Genomic DNA, 18,729 nt, shown 5'->3' with positions numbered 1-18,729 from the left:
CCTGAGAGCTGGTCCGGCACGCCAGGAGCGGGAGTTTACAGGCTGAGCTATGGCACAATCTGAACTTAAATGCACAACGCGCGCGGCATCGCCCGCGCCAGGAAAATAATGAGTATTAGCACCAAACTGAAAAAACTCGCAGATAAAGCCACGGACAAGGGCGAATATGCAGTCGCCGCCGCCACCACCCATTTGTTGCAAGATATCGATTGCGTGGACAAGCAAATTAACCTGGTCGGGGCATTGCATGAAGTCGGCTACCTTCAGAATTCATTGTCTCCATACTGGAAGGAATTCAGAACTGATGAAGCGGCATGGATAGAGCGCTGTTTGGCCAGGCTTGTCACTGCCGATCATGACTATTGGGCGCTTGCTTCGCTTCTGGGGTGCAATGGTCCTGCGACCATCAGCATCGCCATTGACCAGGGCTTCAAATCCGCAGCAACAAGGTTTTACGAACGTTTCGACAAACCCAAGGTGCATGTCAATACTTTATATTTGACCGCCAATGGAAAAGTGCTGCATCCCATATTGGAAGTCGGCTATGACATAAATGCAATGACAAATGTCGACGTGGGAAGAGCACGGGCACTGAGTCTGGAAAATGCGCTATGGCAGCCAGGTGATTGTTTGGGCACGGGCGGGCTTTCCATTTCCATGCAGGCCAAACTTCCGCATGGCGCATGGCGGTCGGTATGGACAGCTTTTGAAACATGGGATGCATAATGACATGATGAATGGCAAGACCGTCAATGCATGGCTGGAAATGGCGCAAGACGATGAGGTGCTTGTCGATCCCGACGACATCAACCACGAAGCCAGGACCAATATGTGGAGCTTTTCGCCCACGGACGAGGAAACGCCGCAGATCCATGCGGCCGATATCGTCGCCTTCATCGGCGAGGTGATCGCGGCGCGGCGCAGTGCCCTCGCTGGCGAGGATATGCTGTTCTATTGCTGGCACGACGCGCAATGCCGCCAGTTGCGCTTCAGCCTGGTGTCGCGCTCGCATGGGCGGCTGCCGTTTCGCCGCGAACTGCGCGAAACGCAGGATATGGCGCTGATCGCCGAGCGCGTGGTCAACGGCGACTGGCGCAATGAGGATTTCATGCAGGCCCCGTCGGAGGAAGGCGATGCGCAGGAGCCGGCGCCGTTCGTGCTGCCTGTGTTCGTGGCGCCCGTGCCCTAGGAATCAGCGCGCCTGAAAACGCGCGGGCCGGCAAGCCTCCAGGGCCGGCGCTGGCTCGCCAGTGACAATCTCCCCGCTGGCCAGCTGGCCCACGATGGCGGCCAGCACCACGCCCGGATGCATGGCGCACACGTACACGCCGCTCACTTGCGGCAAGTAGCCGATGACGGGTACGCCGTCTGCGGGCATGGGGCGCAGGCCGACGCAGGCGAATGCCGGCACGATGGCCTCCGCTCCCTCCAGTTCTTCCCGGATCGCGCTGGCCGTGCGTAGCGCGATGGCGGCCGGCTGGTTTTCCGGCGCGTCGTCCAGATAATCTTCCGCTGCCAGCAGGGTCCCGTCCTCGGCTTGCCGCACTTCCATTGCATGGCTGGAAATGATGCCACGCACGAGGCCCGGCGGCGCCTGGTAGCGCAGGAAGATGGCGGGCGAGGCGTGGATCGGCAGGCTGGCGCCCAGCTTTTCCGCCAGCGAAGCAGTGCTTGTGCCCGCCGCCAGCACGACCATATCAGCCCCGATGAGGCCCGCGGCCGTTTCCACGCCCGTCACCTGCGCGTCCTGAACGGTAAAACCCAGCACGGGCGTATGCGTGCGGACGGTCGCACCGAGCGCCTCGGCCGCCGCCAGCAAGGCGTGCGTGGCGGCAACGGCGTCGAGCGCGCCCTCCTCCGGCTCGTGGACGGCCTGTTCCGGCGGCTGCCGCAGCTGAGGTTCAAGCTGGGCGATGCGCGAGCGATCAATCAAGATGGATTCGGGCGACACACGCCCATCCTGCGTGCCATACGACAAGGCGCCGTGCCAGCGCATCGTCAAGCCCGGCACCTGCGATTCCAGCTTCCGGTAGGCTGCGATGGCGCCGCCGCGCAGGGCCGCGATGGGATCAATCCCCGCGCAGGAGGTGTTAATCCACGCAAACGAGGTGCCCGTCACGCCGGACGCGATGGCGCCCGCCTCGACCACGGTGACTTGTGCGCCCTTGCTGGCCAGGTGGTAGGCGAGCGACGCGCCGACGATGCCGGCGCCGATGACGACGACGCGTTCTGGAGCACTTTGATTCATAGTTGACAACTTTGCTTATTTATCACAAGACCGAGTCTACCACGGGCGCCGCAACTCCAGTGCATAGGCATGGCCATCGACAACCTTGCCTTCCACGATGGCGATATCTAGAACCCGGCAAGGCGCCGCGCAGCCGTGCGCGAACCCACCAGCCACGCCACCAGCAGCGAAGCGGCCAGGGCGGAGCATTGCAATAAGTCGATGAATTCGGACATGGCGCCTCCTGTTTTCGATGAGCGTAGCAACATTCGCGCTTGATCAGCGCGCGCCTTGCAGACGACAACTACATTGATATTTATCAAACTGACAGCCCGATACCCGGGCTATTGTCGGTGCCATCTTTGATTTGAAACAGAAACTCTGCTGCCAAGAATCGACCATACCAGACGCAACGCCAGTTCTCGCCAGGCTCTTCATTTCCCAGCCGATAACGCTCGCCAAGTGCGGTAACACCCAGCGTTCCCCCTCTCTTGCCTGCACGGGCGGGGGAAACTTTTGCTAACGATTTTGCAGCTTTTTTAATGAACGTTAAAAAGGAATTTCGTATGAGCACGTATTCTGACATTTGCATCATCGGCGCCGGCATAGGCGGCCTGACTTGCGCCAATCGGCTGATCGACGGCGCCGCCGGCAGGAAGCTGCGCATCCGGGTCTTCGACCTGAACGCCACCGTCGGCGGCCGCATCCAGTCGCGGAAAATAGATGGCGAGGAAATCGCCGAACTCGGCGCCGCCCGCTACTCGCCGCAGCTGCATCCGCATTTCCAGCAACTCATGCAGGGTAGCGGATTGCCGCATGCGGTCTACCCGTTCACCGAAGTCATCTCCCACGATAGCGTGCTGGAAGAGCTGAAGGCAACACTGGATGACCTGAGCCCGATGCTGAAAGAGCATCCGAATGACTCCTTCCTCGCGTTCGTCAGCCATTACCTGGGCGCCGCCAAGGCCACCCACATCATCAAGGCGACCGGCTATGACGCATTGCTGCTGCCGATGGTGTCGGCGGCCATGGCCTACGACATCATCAAGAAGCACCCGGAAACGCAGCATTTTACGGAAAACGCCGCCAACCAGTGGCACTATGCGACCGACGGCTACCACGCGTTGCTGTGCCAGTTGCAGCACCAGGCCCAGGCCGCCGGGGTGGAATTCCGGCTCGAACACCGCCTGCTGTCCGTTGAAAAATCCGGCGCCGAGCATGTGCTCGCCTTCAGCCACCACGGCGACACGCAGATGCACCGCACACGCCATCTGGTGATGGCCATCCCGCCGTCCGCCATGCCGCGCCTGAACCTGGATTTCCCGCACGCCTGGAGTCCATTCCAGTACGACTCGCTGCCCCTGTTCAAGGGCTTCCTGACGTTCGACACGGCCTGGTGGGACGCGCTCGGGCTGACCGACAAGGTGCTGATGGCGGCAAATCCCCTGCGCAAGATCTACTTCAAGAGCGACAAATATGTGCTGTTCTATACCGACAGCAAAAGCGCCGCCTACTGGCGGGACAGCCTCGAGCTCGGTGAAGACGTGTACCTGGAGCGTGTCCGCAGCCACCTGGAAGAAGTGCTGCCGCTCGACGGTCAGCCGCTGCCGCAGATCAAGGCGCACTTTCACAAGTTCTGGCCCCATGGCGTCGAGTTTTGCGTGGAGCCGGAAGCCGAGCACCCGGCCGTCCTGCTGCACCGGGACGGCATCATTTCCTGTTCGGATGCGTATACCGCGCATTGCGGCTGGATGGAAGGCAGCCTGATCAGTGCCCAGCAAGCCAGCGGCCTGTTGCTGCAACGGCTAGATCAGCTGGAAGACGTCGCCGCCGCCAACGATACCTTCATCACTACCTCGACCGAGCGCGCATGAGCCTACTTGACTTCCCCCGCCTGCATTTTCGGGGTTTTGCCCGCGCCAATGTGCCGACCGGGAATCGCAATACGCATGGCAACATCGATATCGCCACGAATGCGGTATCGATGGCGGGCGAAGCTGTCGACCTGAGCCGGCCGCCGGCCGAATTCCATGCGCACCTGAAACAGCTTGCCCCCCGTTTCAATGCGGAGGGCAAGCCCGATCCGGACGGTATCTTCAGCCAGGCGGCGGGCTATAACTTTTGCGGCAACAATCATTTCTCGTGGGAGAACGCGCGGATCACGGGCGTCCAGCTGCGCGATGGCGAGGTCGATACGCAAGACGCGCTGGTGGGCGCCAAGCTGGCGCTGTGGGGCCACTACAACGAGTATCTGCGTACGACGTTCAACCGCGCCAGGTGGATCGACAACAACCCGGCCCAGCCGGACACCACGCTGATCTACGCCGGCCAGTTCACCTTGAGCGACAAACTGGCCACGCCAAACACGCCCACCTTGTTCACCGCCGACATCGCGCAGGCGCATTCGGTGCGCTGGCTCGGCAGCGGCCATATCACGGAACGCAGCGGGCATTTCCTGGATGATGAATTCAGCCGCTCCAGGCTGTTCCAGTTTTCCGTGGCAAAGGGGGACCCGCATTTCCTGTTCAATGCGGACCTGCCGCTGCCGGCCAGCATGCATGCCTTGCAGCAAGCCCTGGCCGACGACGAGGTGCTGGGACTGACGGTGCAGTATTGCCTGTTCAATATGTCCACGCCGCAAAAACCCGACTCGCCCGTGTTCTACGATCTGGCTGGCAGCATCGGCCTGTGGCGGCGCGACGAGCTGGCCACCTATCCGGCCGGCCGCCTGCTGCAGCCGCGCCAGGGCAGCCTGGGGCCGGTGCTGGTAAAAGTACATGCGGACCGCGTCTCGTTCAACATGCCGACCGCCATTCCGTTCACCACGCGCGGCACGGGCGCCGTCTCGGAACAGCATCCGACGCATGCCCTGGGCGGCAAGCAGGCGCTGGGCGAGCTGTTGCTGCATGACGGCGCCGGCACCTTGCTGGCCCGGATTCCCGAGCAGCTGTACCGCGACTATTGGCGCCATCACGGCGTCTTCGATGTGCCGCTGCAACATGCCGCCGCCTCGGGTTCGCTCAGCCTGGGCAGCGCGCAGGCGCAGTGGGAAGAAGCCGACTGGGTGCTGCAATCGGACAGCAACCAGCTGTACCTGGAAGCGCCGAACCGGAAAAAGCACGAGCAATTTCCGCAGACGATCACCGTACAAAGCCGCTTCCGCGGCGCGCTGGCGGCACCCGCAGACCTCTCGGCGCAGGCCGAGGACGGTGCGCTGCTGGCCGTGCAGCAGCAGCCGTCGCCGCTCGGGCATGGCTACACGGCGCTGACCCTGACGGGCCGCCAGCCGGGCGCGACCAGGATCGTGCTGGGGACCGGCAACGACAAACAGTACCTCGGCGTGCGCGTGCTGCCCGACGACTGGGACCTCGACGATGTACCGGCCGAACAGGTCGACTACGCCTTCCTCTACCGGCATGTGATGAGCTACTACGAGCTCGTGTACCCCTTCATGTCGGACAAGGTCTTCAGCCTGGCGGACCAGTGCAAGTGCGAAACGTATTCGCGCCTGATGTGGCAGATGTGCGATCCGCAGAACCGCGACAAGAGCTATTACATGCCCAGCACCCGCGAACTGTCGCTGCCGAAGTCGCGCCTGTTCCTCAAATACCTGACGCAGGTCGAGGCAAAGGCCAAGGCGGCGCTGCCGCAACCGGCGGCACAGCATGTCATCGGCGGCAAGGCGGAGCTGATCGACGAGCTGAAGAAGGCCATCGACCTGGAATTGTCGCTGATGCTGCAATACCTGTATGCCGCGTATTCGATTCCCAATTACGCGCAGGGGGCGGCGCTGGTGCGGGCCGGCCGCTGGCTGCCGGCCGAGCTGGAACTGGCCTGCGGCGGCGAAGACCGGCGCCGCAACAGCGGTACGCGCGGCGCGCTGCTGGAAATCGCCCATGAAGAAATGATTCACTACTTATTAGTCAACAATGTGTTGATGGCGCTGGGCGAAGCGTTTTATAGCGGCACCCCGGTGCTGGGCCAGCAGGCGCGCCAGCGTTTCGGCCTGGACACGGAATTTGCTTTCGAGCCATTTTCCGAACACGTGCTGGCCCGCTTCGTGCGTTTCGAATGGCCCGACTATATTCCCACGCCGGGCAAATCCATCGCGACCTTCTATACGGCGATCCGCCAGGCCGTGGCCGAGCTGCCCGGCCTGTTCGAGAGCGGCGGCGGCAAGCGCGGCGGCGAACACCACCTGTTCCTGAAAGAACTGACCAACCGCGCCTATCCCGGCTACCAGCTGGAGGTGTCCGACCGCGACAGCGCGCTGTTCGCCATCGACTTCGTCACCGAGCAGGGAGAAGGTGTGGCTGTCGATTCGCCGCATTTCGCCTCGTCCCATTTCCACCGCCTGCGTGCCGTCGCCGGCAGGTTTTCCGCCTGCGACAAGCCGTTCGAGCCGGCCCTGCCGGCGCTGAAGAATCCCGTGCTGGAAGCGCGCGCGGACTGCAGCGTGGTGACCGACCCGAAGGCGCGCGCGCTGATGCGGCTGTATCAGGGTTGCTACGAACTGACCTTCCTGCTGATGACGCACCATTTCGCGCAGCAGCCGCTGGGCAGCCTGCGCCGCTCGCGCCTGATGAACGCCTCGATCGACATCATGACCGGCCTGTTGCGTCCCCTGTCGGCGGCCCTGATGAACATGCCGTCCGGCTTGCCCGGCCGCCATGCGGGACCGCCCGTACCCGAGCCGGTCGGCAGCCGGGTCAGCAGCGACTACAGCCTGGGCTGCGACATGCTGGCGCAGAAATGCCTGGCGCTGGCGCAGTACGCGCGCAGCCTTGAGAGCGATGTCATCGGCATGGCACCGATAGAAATGTTGGAGTTTTTCAATCAGCAACTTACCGATTTATCTCGGGGAAAGATGTCAAGAGAGGCCTGAAATGCATAAAATCATTATCGTCGGCGGAGGCCTGGCAGGTAGCCTCAGCGCCATTTATCTGGCGCAACGGGGACACGATGTCCACGTTGTCGAAAAACGCGGCGATCCGCTGCTGGAGAATGCCGCAAACGCCGACCCGGTGAACTCGCGCGCCATCGGCGTGAGCATGACGGTACGCGGCATCAAGGCCGTCCTGGGAGCCGGCATCAATAAACAGGAGCTCGACCAGTGCGGCGAGCCCATCGTCGGCATGGCGTTCAGCGTGGGCGGCCGGCACCGCATACGCGAGCTGACCCCGCTCGAAGGCCTGTTTCCCCTGTCGCTGGACCGCACGGCCTTCCAGCGCCTGCTGAACCGGCATGCCGTCAAGCATGAGGTGAAGTATTACTTTGAGCATAAATGCCTGGATGTCGACCTGGAAAGAAAGAGCGTACTGATTCAGGCCCCGGACGGCGCCGTACGGCAGCTGGATGGCGACCTGATCATTGGCGCAGACGGCGCCCACTCCGCGGTACGGCGCGCCATGCAAAGCGGCGTGCGCCGCTTCGAATTCAGGCAGAGTTACTTCCGCCATGGCTACAAAACCTTGGTGTTGCCGAACGCGGCGGACTTGGGTTTCAGGAAGGATTTGCTGTACTTCTTCGGCATGGATTCCAAGGGGCTGTTTGCCGGTCGCGCGGCCACCATTCCGGACGGCAGCATCAGCTTCGCCCTGTGCCTGCCCTACACCGGCACACCGAGCCTGGGCACGCTGAACCGCGAAGCCATGGCCGACTTCTTCAGCCGCTACTTCGGCAGCCTGCCGCCGGAGCATCGCAAGGAGATGCTGGAGCAGTTCATGACGCTGCCCAGTAACGACCTCATCAATGTCCGCTCCAGCACCTTCCACTACAAGGCCAATATCCTGCTGATCGGTGATGCGGCGCATGCCACCGCCCCCTTCCTCGGGCAGGGCATGAACATGGCGCTGGAAGACGTCCACGTCTTCGTTTCCCTGCTGGAAAAGCACGGCAATGCCCTGGGCCCCGCCCTGTCCGAATTCACGCAGCAGCGCAAGGTGCAGGCCGACGCCATGCAGGACATGGCGATCGCCAACTATGAAGCGCTGAGCAATCCGAATCTGATTTTCTTCCTGCAGACGCGCTACACGCGCTACATGCACAAGAAATTCCCCCGTGTTTATCCGCCAGACATGGCGGAGAAACTGTACTTCACATCGGTTCCCTACGATGAACTGCAGCAAATCCAGAAGAAACAAAACGTTTGGTACAAACTTGGAAGGGTAAATTAATGAACATTCTCGTTATCGGCGCAGGACCCGCAGGACTGATCTTTGCCAGTCAGATGAAACAAGCCCAACCCGGCTGGAATATCAGCATTACGGAAAAAAATACCCCGGAAGAAGTGCTGGGCTGGGGCGTGGTGCTGCCGGGACGGCCGCCGCGCCATCCTGCCAATCCGCTCTCCTACCTGGAGCAGCCGGAACGGCTCAATCCGCAGTTCCTGGAAGAATTCAAGCTCGTGCATCACGACCAGCCCAACCTGATGAGCACCGGCGTGACCCTGTGCGGCGTGGGACGCCAGGCCCTGGTGCAGGCCTTGCGCGCCAAGTGCGTGGCGGCCGGCATCGCCATCCGCTATGAAACGCCGCCGGCGGACAAGGCGCAGCTGGAAGCCGAGTACGACCTGGTGGTGGTGTCGAATGGCGTCAACTACAAATCGCTGGACTTGCCGCCCGCGCTGGCGCCGCACATCGATTTCGGCCGCAACAAATACATATGGTATGGCACCACCCAGCTGTTCGACCAGATGAACCTGGTGTTCCGCAGCAATGACCAAGGGATTTTCATCGGCCATGCCTATAAATACTCGGACACGATGAGCACCTTTATCGTCGAATGCAGCGAAGAAACGTACGCCAAGGCGGGGCTGGAGGCGCTGTCCGAACGCGACGCCGCCGCGTATATCGCCCAAACCTTCAAGGCCGAACTCGGTGAGCACGGGTTGCAGAGCCAACCGGGCCAGGGCTGGCGCAACTTCATGACTCTCAGCCGCGACCGGGCCTGCGACGGCAAGTTCGTGCTGCTCGGCGATGCGCTGCAATCGGGGCATTTTTCCATCGGCCATGGCACCACCATGGCGGTGGTGGCAGCCCTGCTGCTGGTCAAGATCCTCCATACCGAAGCCGGCACGGCGGCCGCCCTGGACAGCTTCAACGCGCGCGCCGTGCCCCTGATGCAATTGTTCAAGGACCACGCCAACAGCAGCCGCCTGTGGTTTGAAAGCGTGGGCGAGCGTATCGGACTGAGCAATGAAGAGCTGACCGCCAGCTTCGACGCGCGCCGCAAGGACTTGCCATCGCTGCAGGAAGCGCTGATGGCCAGCCTCGGCTACGCGCTGGGTCGCTAGGGAGCTGCCATGCCGACACACCTCGCCCCGCCGCTGCTGCCGCTGCAATGGAGCAGCGCCTATATCTCCTACTGGACACCGATGCAGGAGGACGATCAGGTCACGTCCGGCTATTGCTGGTTCGACTATGCGCGCAACATCTGCCGTATCGATGGCCTGTTCAATCCCTGGTCGGAAAAGGAACATGGGCACCTGCTGTGGATGTCGGAAATCGGCGATGCCAGGCGCGAACAAAGCCGCAAGCAGAAAGTGGCCTACGCAAGGCAGGCGGAGGCAACTGGCGAGCAGCTGCAGGGCACGGCGCTGGCCGACGAGGTCACGCCATTCCATGACTTGTTCCTGCCGCAAGCCGTGCTGCTGGACGGCGGCGCGCGTCACGACGGCCGCCACACCGTGCTGGGCCAGGAGGCGGACGCCTGGGTAGTCGAGCGTGCGGGCAAGCCGCCATCGGTCTTTTACCTGGAGGCCGGCGGCAACCGCCTGCTGCGCATGGTCACCGGCAATGATCCGCAGCACCTTTCGGTACGCGACTTCCCCAACCTGCTAGTCGGCGACATTCCGGATAGCGTCTTTACGTCTTGCAACACCTGACCAGGATGTGGCGCGCGCCCGAGCCCCATGCGGCCCGGGCGCGCGCCCGCCTGGCGAGTGTTTTAGTTATTAATCTCGAAGGATATTGCTATGCCGCTGGTTGTTTACATTCTGGGGTTGACGATCTTTTCGTTAACGACATCCGAATTCATGGTGGCGGGCATGATGCCGTCGCTGGCCCTGGCCATGGACGAACCGGTGACACGGATCGGCTACCTGATCTCGCTCTATGCCATGGGCATGGTCATCGGCGGGCCGCTGAGCACCATTGCCTTGCTCAAACTGCGCGTGCCGAACAAGAAGGGACTGCTGTGGCTGCTGGGCTTTTATATCCTTGCCCAATCCGTCGCCGCGTCGGCCACCAGCTATGACATCCTGGCCATCGCACGCGTGGTCACGGGCGTGGCGGCCTCCACCTGCTTTGGCTTGTCCCTGGCCATTTGTGCCGACATCGTCAACCCCAACGCGCGCGGACGCGCCGCCGCCGTCGTGATCGGCGGCCTCATGCTCGCTTCGGTGGTCGGCGTGCCGGTCGCCACGCTCATCGACCAGCACCTGGGATGGCGCGCCAGCTTCTGGCTGGTGGTACTGCTGGCGCTCTTGTGCCTGGCGCTGATCACCGTGCTGGTGCCGCGCGCCAAGCCGTCCGAAATCGTCAGCCTCGGCAAGGAACTGGGGGAGTTTCGCAACCGCCATCTGTGGGCAGCGTATGCCAGCAGCGGCCTCATCATCGGCGCAATTTTCGCGGCGTTCAGCTACTTCGCGGCCATCCTGACGGAAATTACCGGCTTTCCAGCGTCTTCGATCCCCTGGCTGCTGGGCGTCTACGGCATCGCGAACGTGGTGGGCAATGGCGTGGTCGGCCGTTATGCGGACCGCTACACCACGCCCATCATGGTCTGGGGCATGGCCATCCTGAGCATCAGCCTGGCACTGTTCGCGGTCTTTGCGCACGACAAGGCCATCAGCGTCGCCTTGCTGGTCATCACAGGCCTCGTGGGCATGTCGATGAATCCCGCCATCATCGCCCGCGTGATGAAAACCGCCCATCCCGGGCCCCTGGTCAACACCGTCCATACCTCCGTCATCAACATCGGCCTGGGCGCCGGCTCATGGCTCGGAGGCCTCGGCATTGCCGCCGGCTACGGCTTGCGCTCCCCACTGTGGGTCGGCGTCGCGCTGGCAGTGCTTGGACTAATCAGCTTGCTGCCTTACCTCGGGCACAGGTCGCGCGATTCGGTGCTGTCGCATTAACGGTATGCGTGCGGACCGTGGCGCCGAGCGCCCCGGCCGCTGCCAGCAAGGCGTGGGTTGCGGCAACGGCGTTGATGGCGCCCTGCTCCGGCTCGTGGACAGCCTGTTCCGGCGTTTGCCTCAACTGCGGTTCTAGGCAGGCAAATCAGGTCCCCGTCACGCCGGACGCGATGCCGCCTGCCTCGACCACGGTGACTTGTGGCCCTTGCTGGCCCGGTGGTAGGCGAGCGACGCGCCGACGATGCCGGCACCGATGACGATAATATGTTGAGGCCTTTCGCGATTCATCTCTGCCAACTTTGCTTATTTATCACAGGACAGAGTCTACCCCAGCCGCCCGCAAATCCAGTGCATAGGCATGGCCATCGACAACATTGCCTTCCACGATGGCGATATCGGGCACGGCCATTCCCTGTATGAAACCGCAGCGTTCCAGCACGCGGATCGATGCCGCATTACCGTCGATGGCGTAGGCGCACAGGCTGGCCAGCTGCCATTCGTTTTGCGCCAGATCAATCAGATGGCGCAGCGCGGCCGTGGCCAGGCCCTTGCCAGCATGTAATTCCCCGATGCGGTAGCCGACTTCGGCTACGCATTGCTGTTGGTCAATGTCCTTGAGGTTGGCGCGGCCGATCAATTGTCCGTGTTCATCGACGATGATGCAGGGGTGCATGCGGCGCTGTGCGTGCTCGTCCAGGAATTGCGCGACGTGGGCATGAATGCCGTCGAGGCTGTAAAAATCATCGGGGCGCCGGTCGATATGGCGCTCGAACCAGGCCCGGTTGGCTTGCTCGAAGGCCAGCAAGGGCGCGGCGTCATCGGGGCGCAGGGTGCGAATGGTGTGTGTGCTCATGGAGACTCCTGGAAAGGCATGAGTCTAGTGACGCGCCGCCCGGCCCGTCAATCTTGATTCCACCAATCAATATAAAGTGACAGCCGCTACAATGGCCGCCATGAACAACGATCTGTCCGCTGCCGAGGCCGCGCGCCTCTTGAACGTCAGCCTGCCCACCCTGTATTCCTATGTGAGCCGGGGCTTGCTGGCCTCCGTCAGCAACGGTGCATCGCGCCGCAAGCGCTATCCGCAGGAAGACGTGCTGCGCCTGGCGGCCCGCAAGAACGACGCCAAGCGCGGCGGCCAGACGGCCGTGGCCGCCATGCACTGGGGCTTGCCCGTGCTGGAGACGCGCATTTCCCACATTCTCGATGGACGATTGCTGTACCGGGGCTGCGATGCGACGGCATTGGCCGAGTCCGCGACACTGGAAGCGACTGCCGGCCTGCTGTGGGACGATAACGCGAGCGACTATTTTCAGCAGGACGCCCCGGCCCTGCCGCCAGGACTGGCCAGCGCGCCGGACGCGCCGCCGCTGGCGCGCGCCATGCTCGCCCTGGCCATGCTGGCGTCCACGTCCGCGCATCTGCCTGCAAGCATACTGTCATCCGGCCCCGCCCTGATGCGCCTGCTGGCAGCCGCCCTGCTGCAGACGGCGCCGTCCGCCTTGCCGCTGCACCGGCAGCTGGCCCGGGCGTGGCAAGCCGATGCGGCGCAAACGGAACTGCTGCGCGCGGCCCTCGTGCTGCTGGCCGACCACGAATTGAATGCGTCGACCTTTGCCGTGCGCTGCGTCGCTTCGACGGGCGCCAGCCTGCCCGCCGCGCTGATGGCCGGGTTGGGTGCCTTGTCCGGAGACAAGCACGGCGGCGGCAGCGCGGCGGCCCGGTGCATGTTGACGCAGGCGCTGGCCGCACCGGACGCCAGGGCCGCCATCGGCCAGTATTACCAGACCGTCGCACCGGAATTCGCCGGCTTTGGCCATCCGCTGTATCCAGACGGCGACCCGCGTGCCGCGTATCTGCTGGGAAGCTTGTCGGCGCTGTCGCCCGGGTACCCCCATCTGGCCGCCATCCTGGCCGTTTGCACGTCAGCGGGCCAGCTGCTCGATGCCCGCCCGAATGCCGACCTGGCGCTGGCCGCCATGGAACTGGCGTTCGGCTGGCCCGAAGGCGCGGGCATGAGCGTATTTGCGCTGGCCCGCTCGGCCGGCTGGATCGCGCATGCCGCCGAGCAAGCCGCCAGCGCGGCACTGATACGGCCCCGCGCCCGCTACGTGGGGCGCCACCAGCGCGACTGAAAATAGTCGCTTGATTTATTACGCATACGTAGTAGTATACTTCGCATGCGTACCAATACCTCCCCCCAGCCAGACCTTCCCGATGCCGCCGCCTGCCCGCTGGGCGAGCGTTCGCCGCGCCTGTTCAATCTGCTCAACCTGGCGCGCCAGAACCTGTTCCGCTCGGCTGATGCCGTTTTCACCAGCGAACTGGGCTTTTCCGGCACGCAAGTGGTCGCCCTGTTTGCCCTGAAGGGCGAAGAAGGCTGCCAATTGAAGGATCTGGGGCGGGCATTGCAGCTGAAAAACTCGGCCGTAACGGGCCTGGTGGCGCGCATGGAAGAAAACGGCCTGATCGTGCGGGGCCAGTCGGCGCTCGACGCGCGCGCCGGCACCCTGCACATGTCGGCCAAGGGCGGCGAGGTGCTGGCCCATGCCCTGCCCCTGCTCGACAGCCTGGACGAACAACTGAAAGCCGGTTTCAGCGAGGAAGAGCTGGCCATCGTCGCCCGCTTCCTGCTGCACGCCTCGCGCCTGCGTTTTACGCAGGACGTCTGATTCATTCCCCCATCACCACCACAGGAGTTACCCATGCACCCCAACGACATGACCGGCTTGCAACTGATGCAAGCATTCGCGCAAGGCCTGTTCCCCCGGCCCGGCATTTCCAAGACCATGCCCATGGATGCGCACACGATCGAGCACGGTCGCGTGATCTTCACGGCCACGGCGAATGAAAACCATACGAATCCCATGGGCGGCGTGCACGGCGGTTTCGCCGCCACCGTGCTCGACACGGTCACGGGCTGCGCCACGCACACGGTCTTGCCGGCCGGCGAAAGCTACGGCACGACGGACCTGAACATCAAGATGTGCCGCCCCCTGCCCTTCAACGTGACGGTCTTTGCGGAAGGAAAGGTCATCAATGCAGGCCGCAACCTGGTCATTTCCGAAGGCACGATCCGCGACGAAGCCGGCAAAGTCTACGCGCACGCGACGGCCACCTGCATGATCATCCGGCCGCGGGAGCAAGCGGCCGCGTGATATGGCCCGGTACCTGGCGCAGTTGCAGGGCCGGCTGTCCGCCAGCGCGCTGGCGCTGATCGCGGAAGCGGGCGGCCAGCCCATGGGCCGCAAGCTGGGCTATGGCACCGACGATGGCTCCTTGTATAGCTGACTGGGCGGTGTGCTGCCCGCGCACCGCAAGACAGGCCTGACGCAGCGCCCGCTGGAACGCCAGGAAGCCGGGGCCGGTGCACAAGGCTTTGCGGCCGTCACCGTGAAATCGATGAACCGCTACCCGGCCATGCTGCGCTTGCTGGTCCGCAAAGGGTATCGGATACGCGCAGTGGAGCACTTTGGAGACCCGACCCGGGAGCGCATACACTTCATCAAGCCCTTGCCTTCGAACGGCTCACGCAGCCACTGGTTTGGTTCTTCCTTGTCATGGGAGTAACAACACCATACACTGAGACATATATCGCTAGCACCGCATACGTCCATCTACCTTTGTAAAGTCGAATGAATATGGCAGTTTTCTTACCTGAACTGAAAGATGCATGTTTCAAGAGCGAAGGTGAATACAAGCTGTTCAATACGCTGGCTGCGCTAGACGACGAATTTACTGTCGTCCATTCCTGCCCCTGGCTGAGGCCGAGTGTAAATCGCATTTTCTCACAAACAAAGCACCGCTATATAAACCTTTTCCGGAACAATAAAAAAAACTTAACAGGGGAAACAGATTTCGTTATTACGCATCCCAAGTACGGGATACTCTGCATCGAGGTCAAGACCGGCGATTACCACCCACTCGGAGCCCGTTTCGTACATGCGAAGGATCGTCACATCATTGATCCGCTGGATCAGGTCAAGAACAATGCGTTCACAACCATTGATTTACTTGAACAAAAGCAGATTTCCTGCCCGGTCGGTTATGCAGTTTATATCTGCAACAGTCAGCTCGACACTCCGGATTTCGCTTCAGCATATTTCCCTATCGGTGAGACCCAACTACAGGAAGGCATCATTCTTCTGCCCAAGCACGAGCAACGCATCCAGGAACGTATTCTCGAATTATTTGAATTTTGGCGCACGGCATTGTCTCCTGCCAAACAGGATTTTGCAGATGTGATAGAGCGATTCATCGCTACCGTTTGGCCGAAGGAAATCATCGATAACGAATTAGCCCGCAAGATTTCCTTCGACAACGAAGTCTGGCTAAAACTCGATCAGAATCAGCATCATATCGCAAAGAGATGCCTAAAGAACAATTCCTGGATAACCGCCGGCTTTGCAGGGACAGGTAAGACCGTCATCGCATATGCCGTCGCGACGGCATATGCGGCTGCTGGAAAGCGTGTTGCTTTCCTGTTCAAGAATAAGAAAATCGCTTCCCATATTGCAGAACAAGTTAACACCGCGCCGAATGGTGACAGAATCATGGTATCGACATTTCATGCTTATTGCGATAAGTATTCCCGGGATGACCTGACGGAACGGCACGCATTTGACGACTATCACAAATACTTGATGTCGAGCGTCGATACAATTTATGACTGTTTGATCGTTGATGAGGCTCAAGGGTTGAGCGAAACCGACCACGCTGCGCTCGTGCGTCACTTTCAACATGCAAAGAAATATATCTTTGCGGATCGCTACCAAGTATTTTCGCCTATGGAAAAAGGCGTAGACTACAGCTACTTGGAAGCGACGTATGGCGTCGAGGCTTATTATTTGCATGCCGTGTACCGGAATCCCTGGTCGGTAACCGAAAAAATCCTGGAAATATTGCCGGTGAATCATGAAATCATCAATCAGCGCACCGACAGGAATATGGCGCTCAACCAGTATTTCGTCAAAAACGTCGAAGTAAGCCTCAAAAACCAAATTAAGAACCTGAAAAGCGCGGGGGCGAAGGCGCAAGATATCGTCGTCTTATCACAATTCAGTGTCGACTTCATAATCCCCGGCGTCGAAGTCACGACAATTGCAGCCTTCCGTGGCATGGAGGCTCCCATCGTGATTATCCTCGGCGATGTCGACATGGATGGAAACACCCTCGCCTGTGCACTTGGTCGATGCACGACACGTGCTATTGTCCTGTGGCACCAAGCCCAGTGTTTTACCGATCCTGCGCATATCCGGCTCGATTATTTGAAGGACGAGCTTGAGCATTGCCGGCCCAAACTCATCGAAAAAGATTTCAACGAGCGCGAGCCCGTCTATATCGCGAACATCATTAAGAAATATGCCGACAAGAGTCAGTCCTATGATGTTGCGGGATGTACTTTTTCGTTTTCAGAAGCTTGGCGAGGATGGTTGACGGATACGCAGAGCTGGCCAAACTCAGAAGCACAACTTTGGGGCATTTTGCTCAAAATTCTGACGAACACGCGTTTCTATAGTATTGAGCAGGCGCAGAATCGCTTGGCATATGCAGTCAGGCCCAAGTACTGCAACGCATGCGCGCGTATGACACCACATCCGTTCCTTCAATCCTGTATTCCCTGTTCCTCGGTAGCGTTGAACGCGGATGCCATCCGTCAGGCTTACGACCTACTCGAGGGCAAGGAGGTTACCCTTTCCGCCCCTTTGACCTCAATTCGGAATGTCGCAGCAAAGATTGCTGGCACGAACCAGTTGTTCGACCCTCGCGCGAGCGTTGAAAACAATGGGCGTGAGCTTGAACTACTCCTAGGTTCGATCCTCGTGATATTCAATGGTCGACGTGAGGGCAGCGAGATCACACGGCAGAGTATTGCTGGCTGGATCGAGGAATGCATCGTGCCTCAGGATTTCGGTACGTCTATCGACGATATTGTTGGGCGCGTCATCACCAGCTTGTGCGCGCGGAAGATATTCAAGAAGATCGCGGACAAGACGTATGCGCTCACCAGTTGAGTCTTGCGCCGGCCAGCTACAGCTGCTGGGTGCTCAAGTCTCTGGCTGCGATTGAAGGCCAGCAATGTCGTTGACTGGATATAGTTCTTTGAGTGTGATTAACAGTATGTGAAGCGGGCAACCGACTACTTCAAAGGGAGCCTCTATACGTATTCATGCCATCCGCTGAAGGCCTGCCGCGAGGTGTTGTCGCTCGCCTCATCCCGCCGCCTTCTTCCCCTTCAACAAACTCCCCGCCGCATTTTCCTCGAAGCGGCCCGCCTCTTCTATATAGCCATGCACGGTGCCGTCGTGGCGCCAGCCGCCCTGGCGCTTGATAGCCTGGAAATCGGCGCCGGCGCGGTGGGCGCTGGTGGCCATGCCGCGGCGCAGGCTGTGGCTCGATAGTTCCGGCACGTAATCGAGCCCGGCCAGCCGGGCGCAGCCTTCCAATATCGTGTTGATGCTGCTCGCGTGCAATCCTTTTCCTCCCACATGGCCCCACTGGTTGACGGTGCGCAAGAGCGGCCCGGCGGCGATGCCCGCCACGCCCAGCCAGGCGCGCAGGGCCGTGGCCGGGCAGCAGATGCCGTCGCCGAACGGGATCGCCTTGACGATGCCTTCCCCCAGTTGATCCGTTTTCGAACGGGGCAAGGTGATCACCAGGCCTTGCGGCTCCCAGCGGATGTCTTCCAGCTTCAAACTCACCAGTTCGCTGCGGCGGAAAGCGCCAAAAAAGCCCAGCTGCAGCAAGGCGCTGTCGCGCAAGGCCTTGTTGGTGCCCAGGGCGGCCAGCCTGGCGACGATCAGTTCCAGATCTTCCAGGGGCAGCGCCCTCGCCTTCTTTTTCGGCTTGCCATGCAGGCGCGCGATGCCGGCCAGGGTCTTGCGCACGGTGGGCGTGGACGCGGGATCGGCAAAGCCCTGGTACATATGCCATTGCGACAGCGCCGTCAGGCGCAGGGCCAGGGTGCGCGCGTTCAGGCTGTCCGCATAGGCCATCAGGTAGCGAATGACGGTGGACTCGTCGGCAGGCAGCGCCCCGCCCCAGGCCTGGAAGTGACGGATGGCGGAACGGTAGGTGCGGCGCGTGTTGTCGGACGTGGCGGCAGCGAGAAACGCCTGGTGGCGCGCGGCCAGCTCGGCATCGACGAGGGCGCCGTGTAACGGCACGGGAGCCAAGGCGGCGTTTTTGGGCACGGCGATACGGCGTTTCGGGACAGGCAAATCGGGCATGGCGGCGGCGAAATCGGGGTTTTGTACTGGTAGACACACAGAATAGCATGCAAAGCACCCCTATAACACGCGATAAGCGATCTTATCGTGCTTTATATTTTTCAAAAACGATGAAAATTTATATCGTAATATTA

General features: G+C 61.2%; 17 protein-coding genes. 13 read left to right on the top strand and 4 right to left on the bottom strand.

Annotation, left to right across the window (positions count from 1 at the left end):
- The first annotated feature begins 108 nt into the window (after positions 1-108).
- Positions 109-726, top strand: coding sequence for a hypothetical protein (locus AC3RCG_RS15195; protein ID WP_492401405.1), 618 nt, complete (start codon positions 109-111; stop codon positions 724-726).
- A complete protein-coding gene (locus AC3RCG_RS15190; protein WP_492401406.1) occupies positions 719-1,189 on the top strand; it encodes a hypothetical protein in 471 nt (156 codons plus the stop codon). The genes AC3RCG_RS15195 and AC3RCG_RS15190 overlap by 8 nt, the downstream gene beginning before the upstream one ends.
- Before the next feature lie 3 nt (positions 1,190-1,192).
- Here AC3RCG_RS15190 and AC3RCG_RS15185 read toward each other — a convergent pair whose 3' ends face one another.
- Together AC3RCG_RS15185 and AC3RCG_RS15180 are read right to left on the bottom strand one after the other, a co-directional pair.
- A complete protein-coding gene (locus AC3RCG_RS15185) occupies positions 1,193-2,248 on the bottom strand; it encodes an NAD(P)/FAD-dependent oxidoreductase (protein ID WP_492401407.1) in 1,056 nt (351 codons plus the stop codon).
- A 298-nt stretch (positions 2,249-2,546) separates the two neighbouring features.
- Complete coding sequence (locus AC3RCG_RS15180; RefSeq protein WP_409026335.1) at positions 2,547-2,813, bottom strand: hypothetical protein; 267 nt, start codon at positions 2,811-2,813, stop codon at positions 2,547-2,549.
- Between AC3RCG_RS15180 and vioA the strand changes: the two genes are divergently transcribed.
- From vioA to AC3RCG_RS15150, 6 genes are all read left to right on the top strand, one after another.
- A complete protein-coding gene (gene vioA, locus AC3RCG_RS15175; protein WP_230503134.1) occupies positions 2,794-4,101 on the top strand; it encodes a flavin-dependent violacein biosynthesis tryptophan-2 monooxygenase VioA in 1,308 nt (435 codons plus the stop codon). The genes AC3RCG_RS15180 and vioA overlap by 20 nt on opposite strands.
- Complete coding sequence (vioB, locus tag AC3RCG_RS15170; RefSeq protein WP_492401409.1) at positions 4,098-7,112, top strand: iminophenyl-pyruvate dimer synthase VioB; 3,015 nt, start codon at positions 4,098-4,100, stop codon at positions 7,110-7,112. The genes vioA and vioB overlap by 4 nt, the downstream gene beginning before the upstream one ends.
- 1 nt (position 7,113) lies before the next feature.
- Positions 7,114-8,403: an NADP-dependent violacein biosynthesis oxygenase VioC gene (gene vioC / locus AC3RCG_RS15165; protein ID WP_070218766.1), complete on the top strand. Its 1,290-nt coding sequence runs from the start codon at positions 7,114-7,116 to the stop codon at positions 8,401-8,403.
- A complete protein-coding gene (vioD, locus tag AC3RCG_RS15160) occupies positions 8,403-9,521 on the top strand; it encodes a flavin-dependent violacein biosynthesis monooxygenase VioD (RefSeq protein WP_492401410.1) in 1,119 nt (372 codons plus the stop codon). The genes vioC and vioD overlap by 1 nt, the downstream gene beginning before the upstream one ends.
- Before the next feature lie 9 nt (positions 9,522-9,530).
- Positions 9,531-10,112: a violacein biosynthesis enzyme VioE gene (gene vioE, locus AC3RCG_RS15155; protein WP_099409466.1), complete on the top strand. Its 582-nt coding sequence runs from the start codon at positions 9,531-9,533 to the stop codon at positions 10,110-10,112.
- 90 nt (positions 10,113-10,202) lie between these two features.
- Positions 10,203-11,366, top strand: a complete 1,164-nt coding sequence (locus AC3RCG_RS15150; protein WP_492401411.1) for an MFS transporter — start codon at positions 10,203-10,205, stop codon at positions 11,364-11,366.
- Positions 11,367-11,676: 310 nt separating this feature from the next.
- Here AC3RCG_RS15150 and AC3RCG_RS15145 read toward each other — a convergent pair whose 3' ends face one another.
- Positions 11,677-12,219, bottom strand: coding sequence for a GNAT family N-acetyltransferase (locus AC3RCG_RS15145; protein ID WP_492401412.1), 543 nt, complete (start codon positions 12,217-12,219; stop codon positions 11,677-11,679).
- Positions 12,220-12,319: 100 nt separating this feature from the next.
- On the opposite strand from AC3RCG_RS15145, the gene AC3RCG_RS15140 reads away from it, so the two are divergent.
- The 5 genes from AC3RCG_RS15140 (at position 12,320) to AC3RCG_RS15120 (ending at position 17,380) form a co-directional block, all read left to right on the top strand.
- Positions 12,320-13,501: a citrate synthase family protein gene (locus AC3RCG_RS15140; RefSeq protein ID WP_492401413.1), complete on the top strand. Its 1,182-nt coding sequence runs from the start codon at positions 12,320-12,322 to the stop codon at positions 13,499-13,501.
- A gap of 45 nt (positions 13,502-13,546) precedes the next feature.
- Complete coding sequence (locus AC3RCG_RS15135) at positions 13,547-14,038, top strand: MarR family winged helix-turn-helix transcriptional regulator (RefSeq protein ID WP_492401414.1); 492 nt, start codon at positions 13,547-13,549, stop codon at positions 14,036-14,038.
- Positions 14,039-14,071: 33 nt separating this feature from the next.
- On the top strand, positions 14,072-14,524 hold the full coding sequence (locus AC3RCG_RS15130; protein WP_070288367.1) for a PaaI family thioesterase: 453 nt from the start codon (positions 14,072-14,074) through the stop codon (positions 14,522-14,524).
- Between the two features lies 1 nt (position 14,525).
- A complete protein-coding gene (locus AC3RCG_RS15125; RefSeq protein WP_275528093.1) occupies positions 14,526-14,657 on the top strand; it encodes a hypothetical protein in 132 nt (43 codons plus the stop codon).
- Between the two features lie 350 nt (positions 14,658-15,007).
- Positions 15,008-17,380, top strand: a complete 2,373-nt coding sequence (locus AC3RCG_RS15120) for a nuclease-related domain-containing DEAD/DEAH box helicase (protein ID WP_492401415.1) — start codon at positions 15,008-15,010, stop codon at positions 17,378-17,380.
- A 198-nt stretch (positions 17,381-17,578) separates the two neighbouring features.
- Here AC3RCG_RS15120 and AC3RCG_RS15115 read toward each other — a convergent pair whose 3' ends face one another.
- Positions 17,579-18,595 carry a site-specific integrase gene (locus tag AC3RCG_RS15115; protein WP_083293485.1) on the bottom strand — a complete coding sequence of 339 codons (1,017 nt, stop codon included), beginning with the start codon at positions 18,593-18,595 and terminating at the stop codon, positions 17,579-17,581.
- Between the last annotated feature and the right edge of the window lie 134 nt (positions 18,596-18,729).

This window comes from Janthinobacterium sp. GW823-FHT01H08 (genome assembly GCF_058797855.1).
Note: the sequence above shows the minus strand (reverse complement) of the source record. Positions and strands in the feature narration are given on the sequence as shown.

Coding starts and splice junctions, on each gene's coding strand:
- vioD (WP_492401410.1), top strand. CDS start 8,403: ATGAACATTCTCGTTATCGGCGCAGGACCCGCAGGACTGATCTTTGCC.
- AC3RCG_RS15140 (WP_492401413.1), top strand. CDS start 12,320: ATGAACAACGATCTGTCCGCTGCCGAGGCCGCGCGCCTCTTGAACGTC.
- AC3RCG_RS15180 (WP_409026335.1), bottom strand. CDS start 2,813: ATGTCAGAATACGTGCTCATACGAAATTCCTTTTTAACGTTCATTAAA.
- AC3RCG_RS15120 (WP_492401415.1), top strand. CDS start 15,008: ATGGCAGTTTTCTTACCTGAACTGAAAGATGCATGTTTCAAGAGCGAA.
- AC3RCG_RS15185 (WP_492401407.1), bottom strand. CDS start 2,248: ATGAATCAAAGTGCTCCAGAACGCGTCGTCGTCATCGGCGCCGGCATC.
- vioA (WP_230503134.1), top strand. CDS start 2,794: ATGAGCACGTATTCTGACATTTGCATCATCGGCGCCGGCATAGGCGGC.
- AC3RCG_RS15115 (WP_083293485.1), bottom strand. CDS start 18,595: ATGCCCGATTTGCCTGTCCCGAAACGCCGTATCGCCGTGCCCAAAAAC.
- AC3RCG_RS15145 (WP_492401412.1), bottom strand. CDS start 12,219: ATGAGCACACACACCATTCGCACCCTGCGCCCCGATGACGCCGCGCCC.
- AC3RCG_RS15125 (WP_275528093.1), top strand. CDS start 14,526: ATGGCCCGGTACCTGGCGCAGTTGCAGGGCCGGCTGTCCGCCAGCGCG.
- vioB (WP_492401409.1), top strand. CDS start 4,098: ATGAGCCTACTTGACTTCCCCCGCCTGCATTTTCGGGGTTTTGCCCGC.
- vioC (WP_070218766.1), top strand. CDS start 7,114: ATGCATAAAATCATTATCGTCGGCGGAGGCCTGGCAGGTAGCCTCAGC.
- AC3RCG_RS15135 (WP_492401414.1), top strand. CDS start 13,547: ATGCGTACCAATACCTCCCCCCAGCCAGACCTTCCCGATGCCGCCGCC.
- AC3RCG_RS15190 (WP_492401406.1), top strand. CDS start 719: ATGCATAATGACATGATGAATGGCAAGACCGTCAATGCATGGCTGGAA.
- vioE (WP_099409466.1), top strand. CDS start 9,531: ATGCCGACACACCTCGCCCCGCCGCTGCTGCCGCTGCAATGGAGCAGC.
- AC3RCG_RS15150 (WP_492401411.1), top strand. CDS start 10,203: ATGCCGCTGGTTGTTTACATTCTGGGGTTGACGATCTTTTCGTTAACG.
- AC3RCG_RS15130 (WP_070288367.1), top strand. CDS start 14,072: ATGCACCCCAACGACATGACCGGCTTGCAACTGATGCAAGCATTCGCG.
- AC3RCG_RS15195 (WP_492401405.1), top strand. CDS start 109: ATGAGTATTAGCACCAAACTGAAAAAACTCGCAGATAAAGCCACGGAC.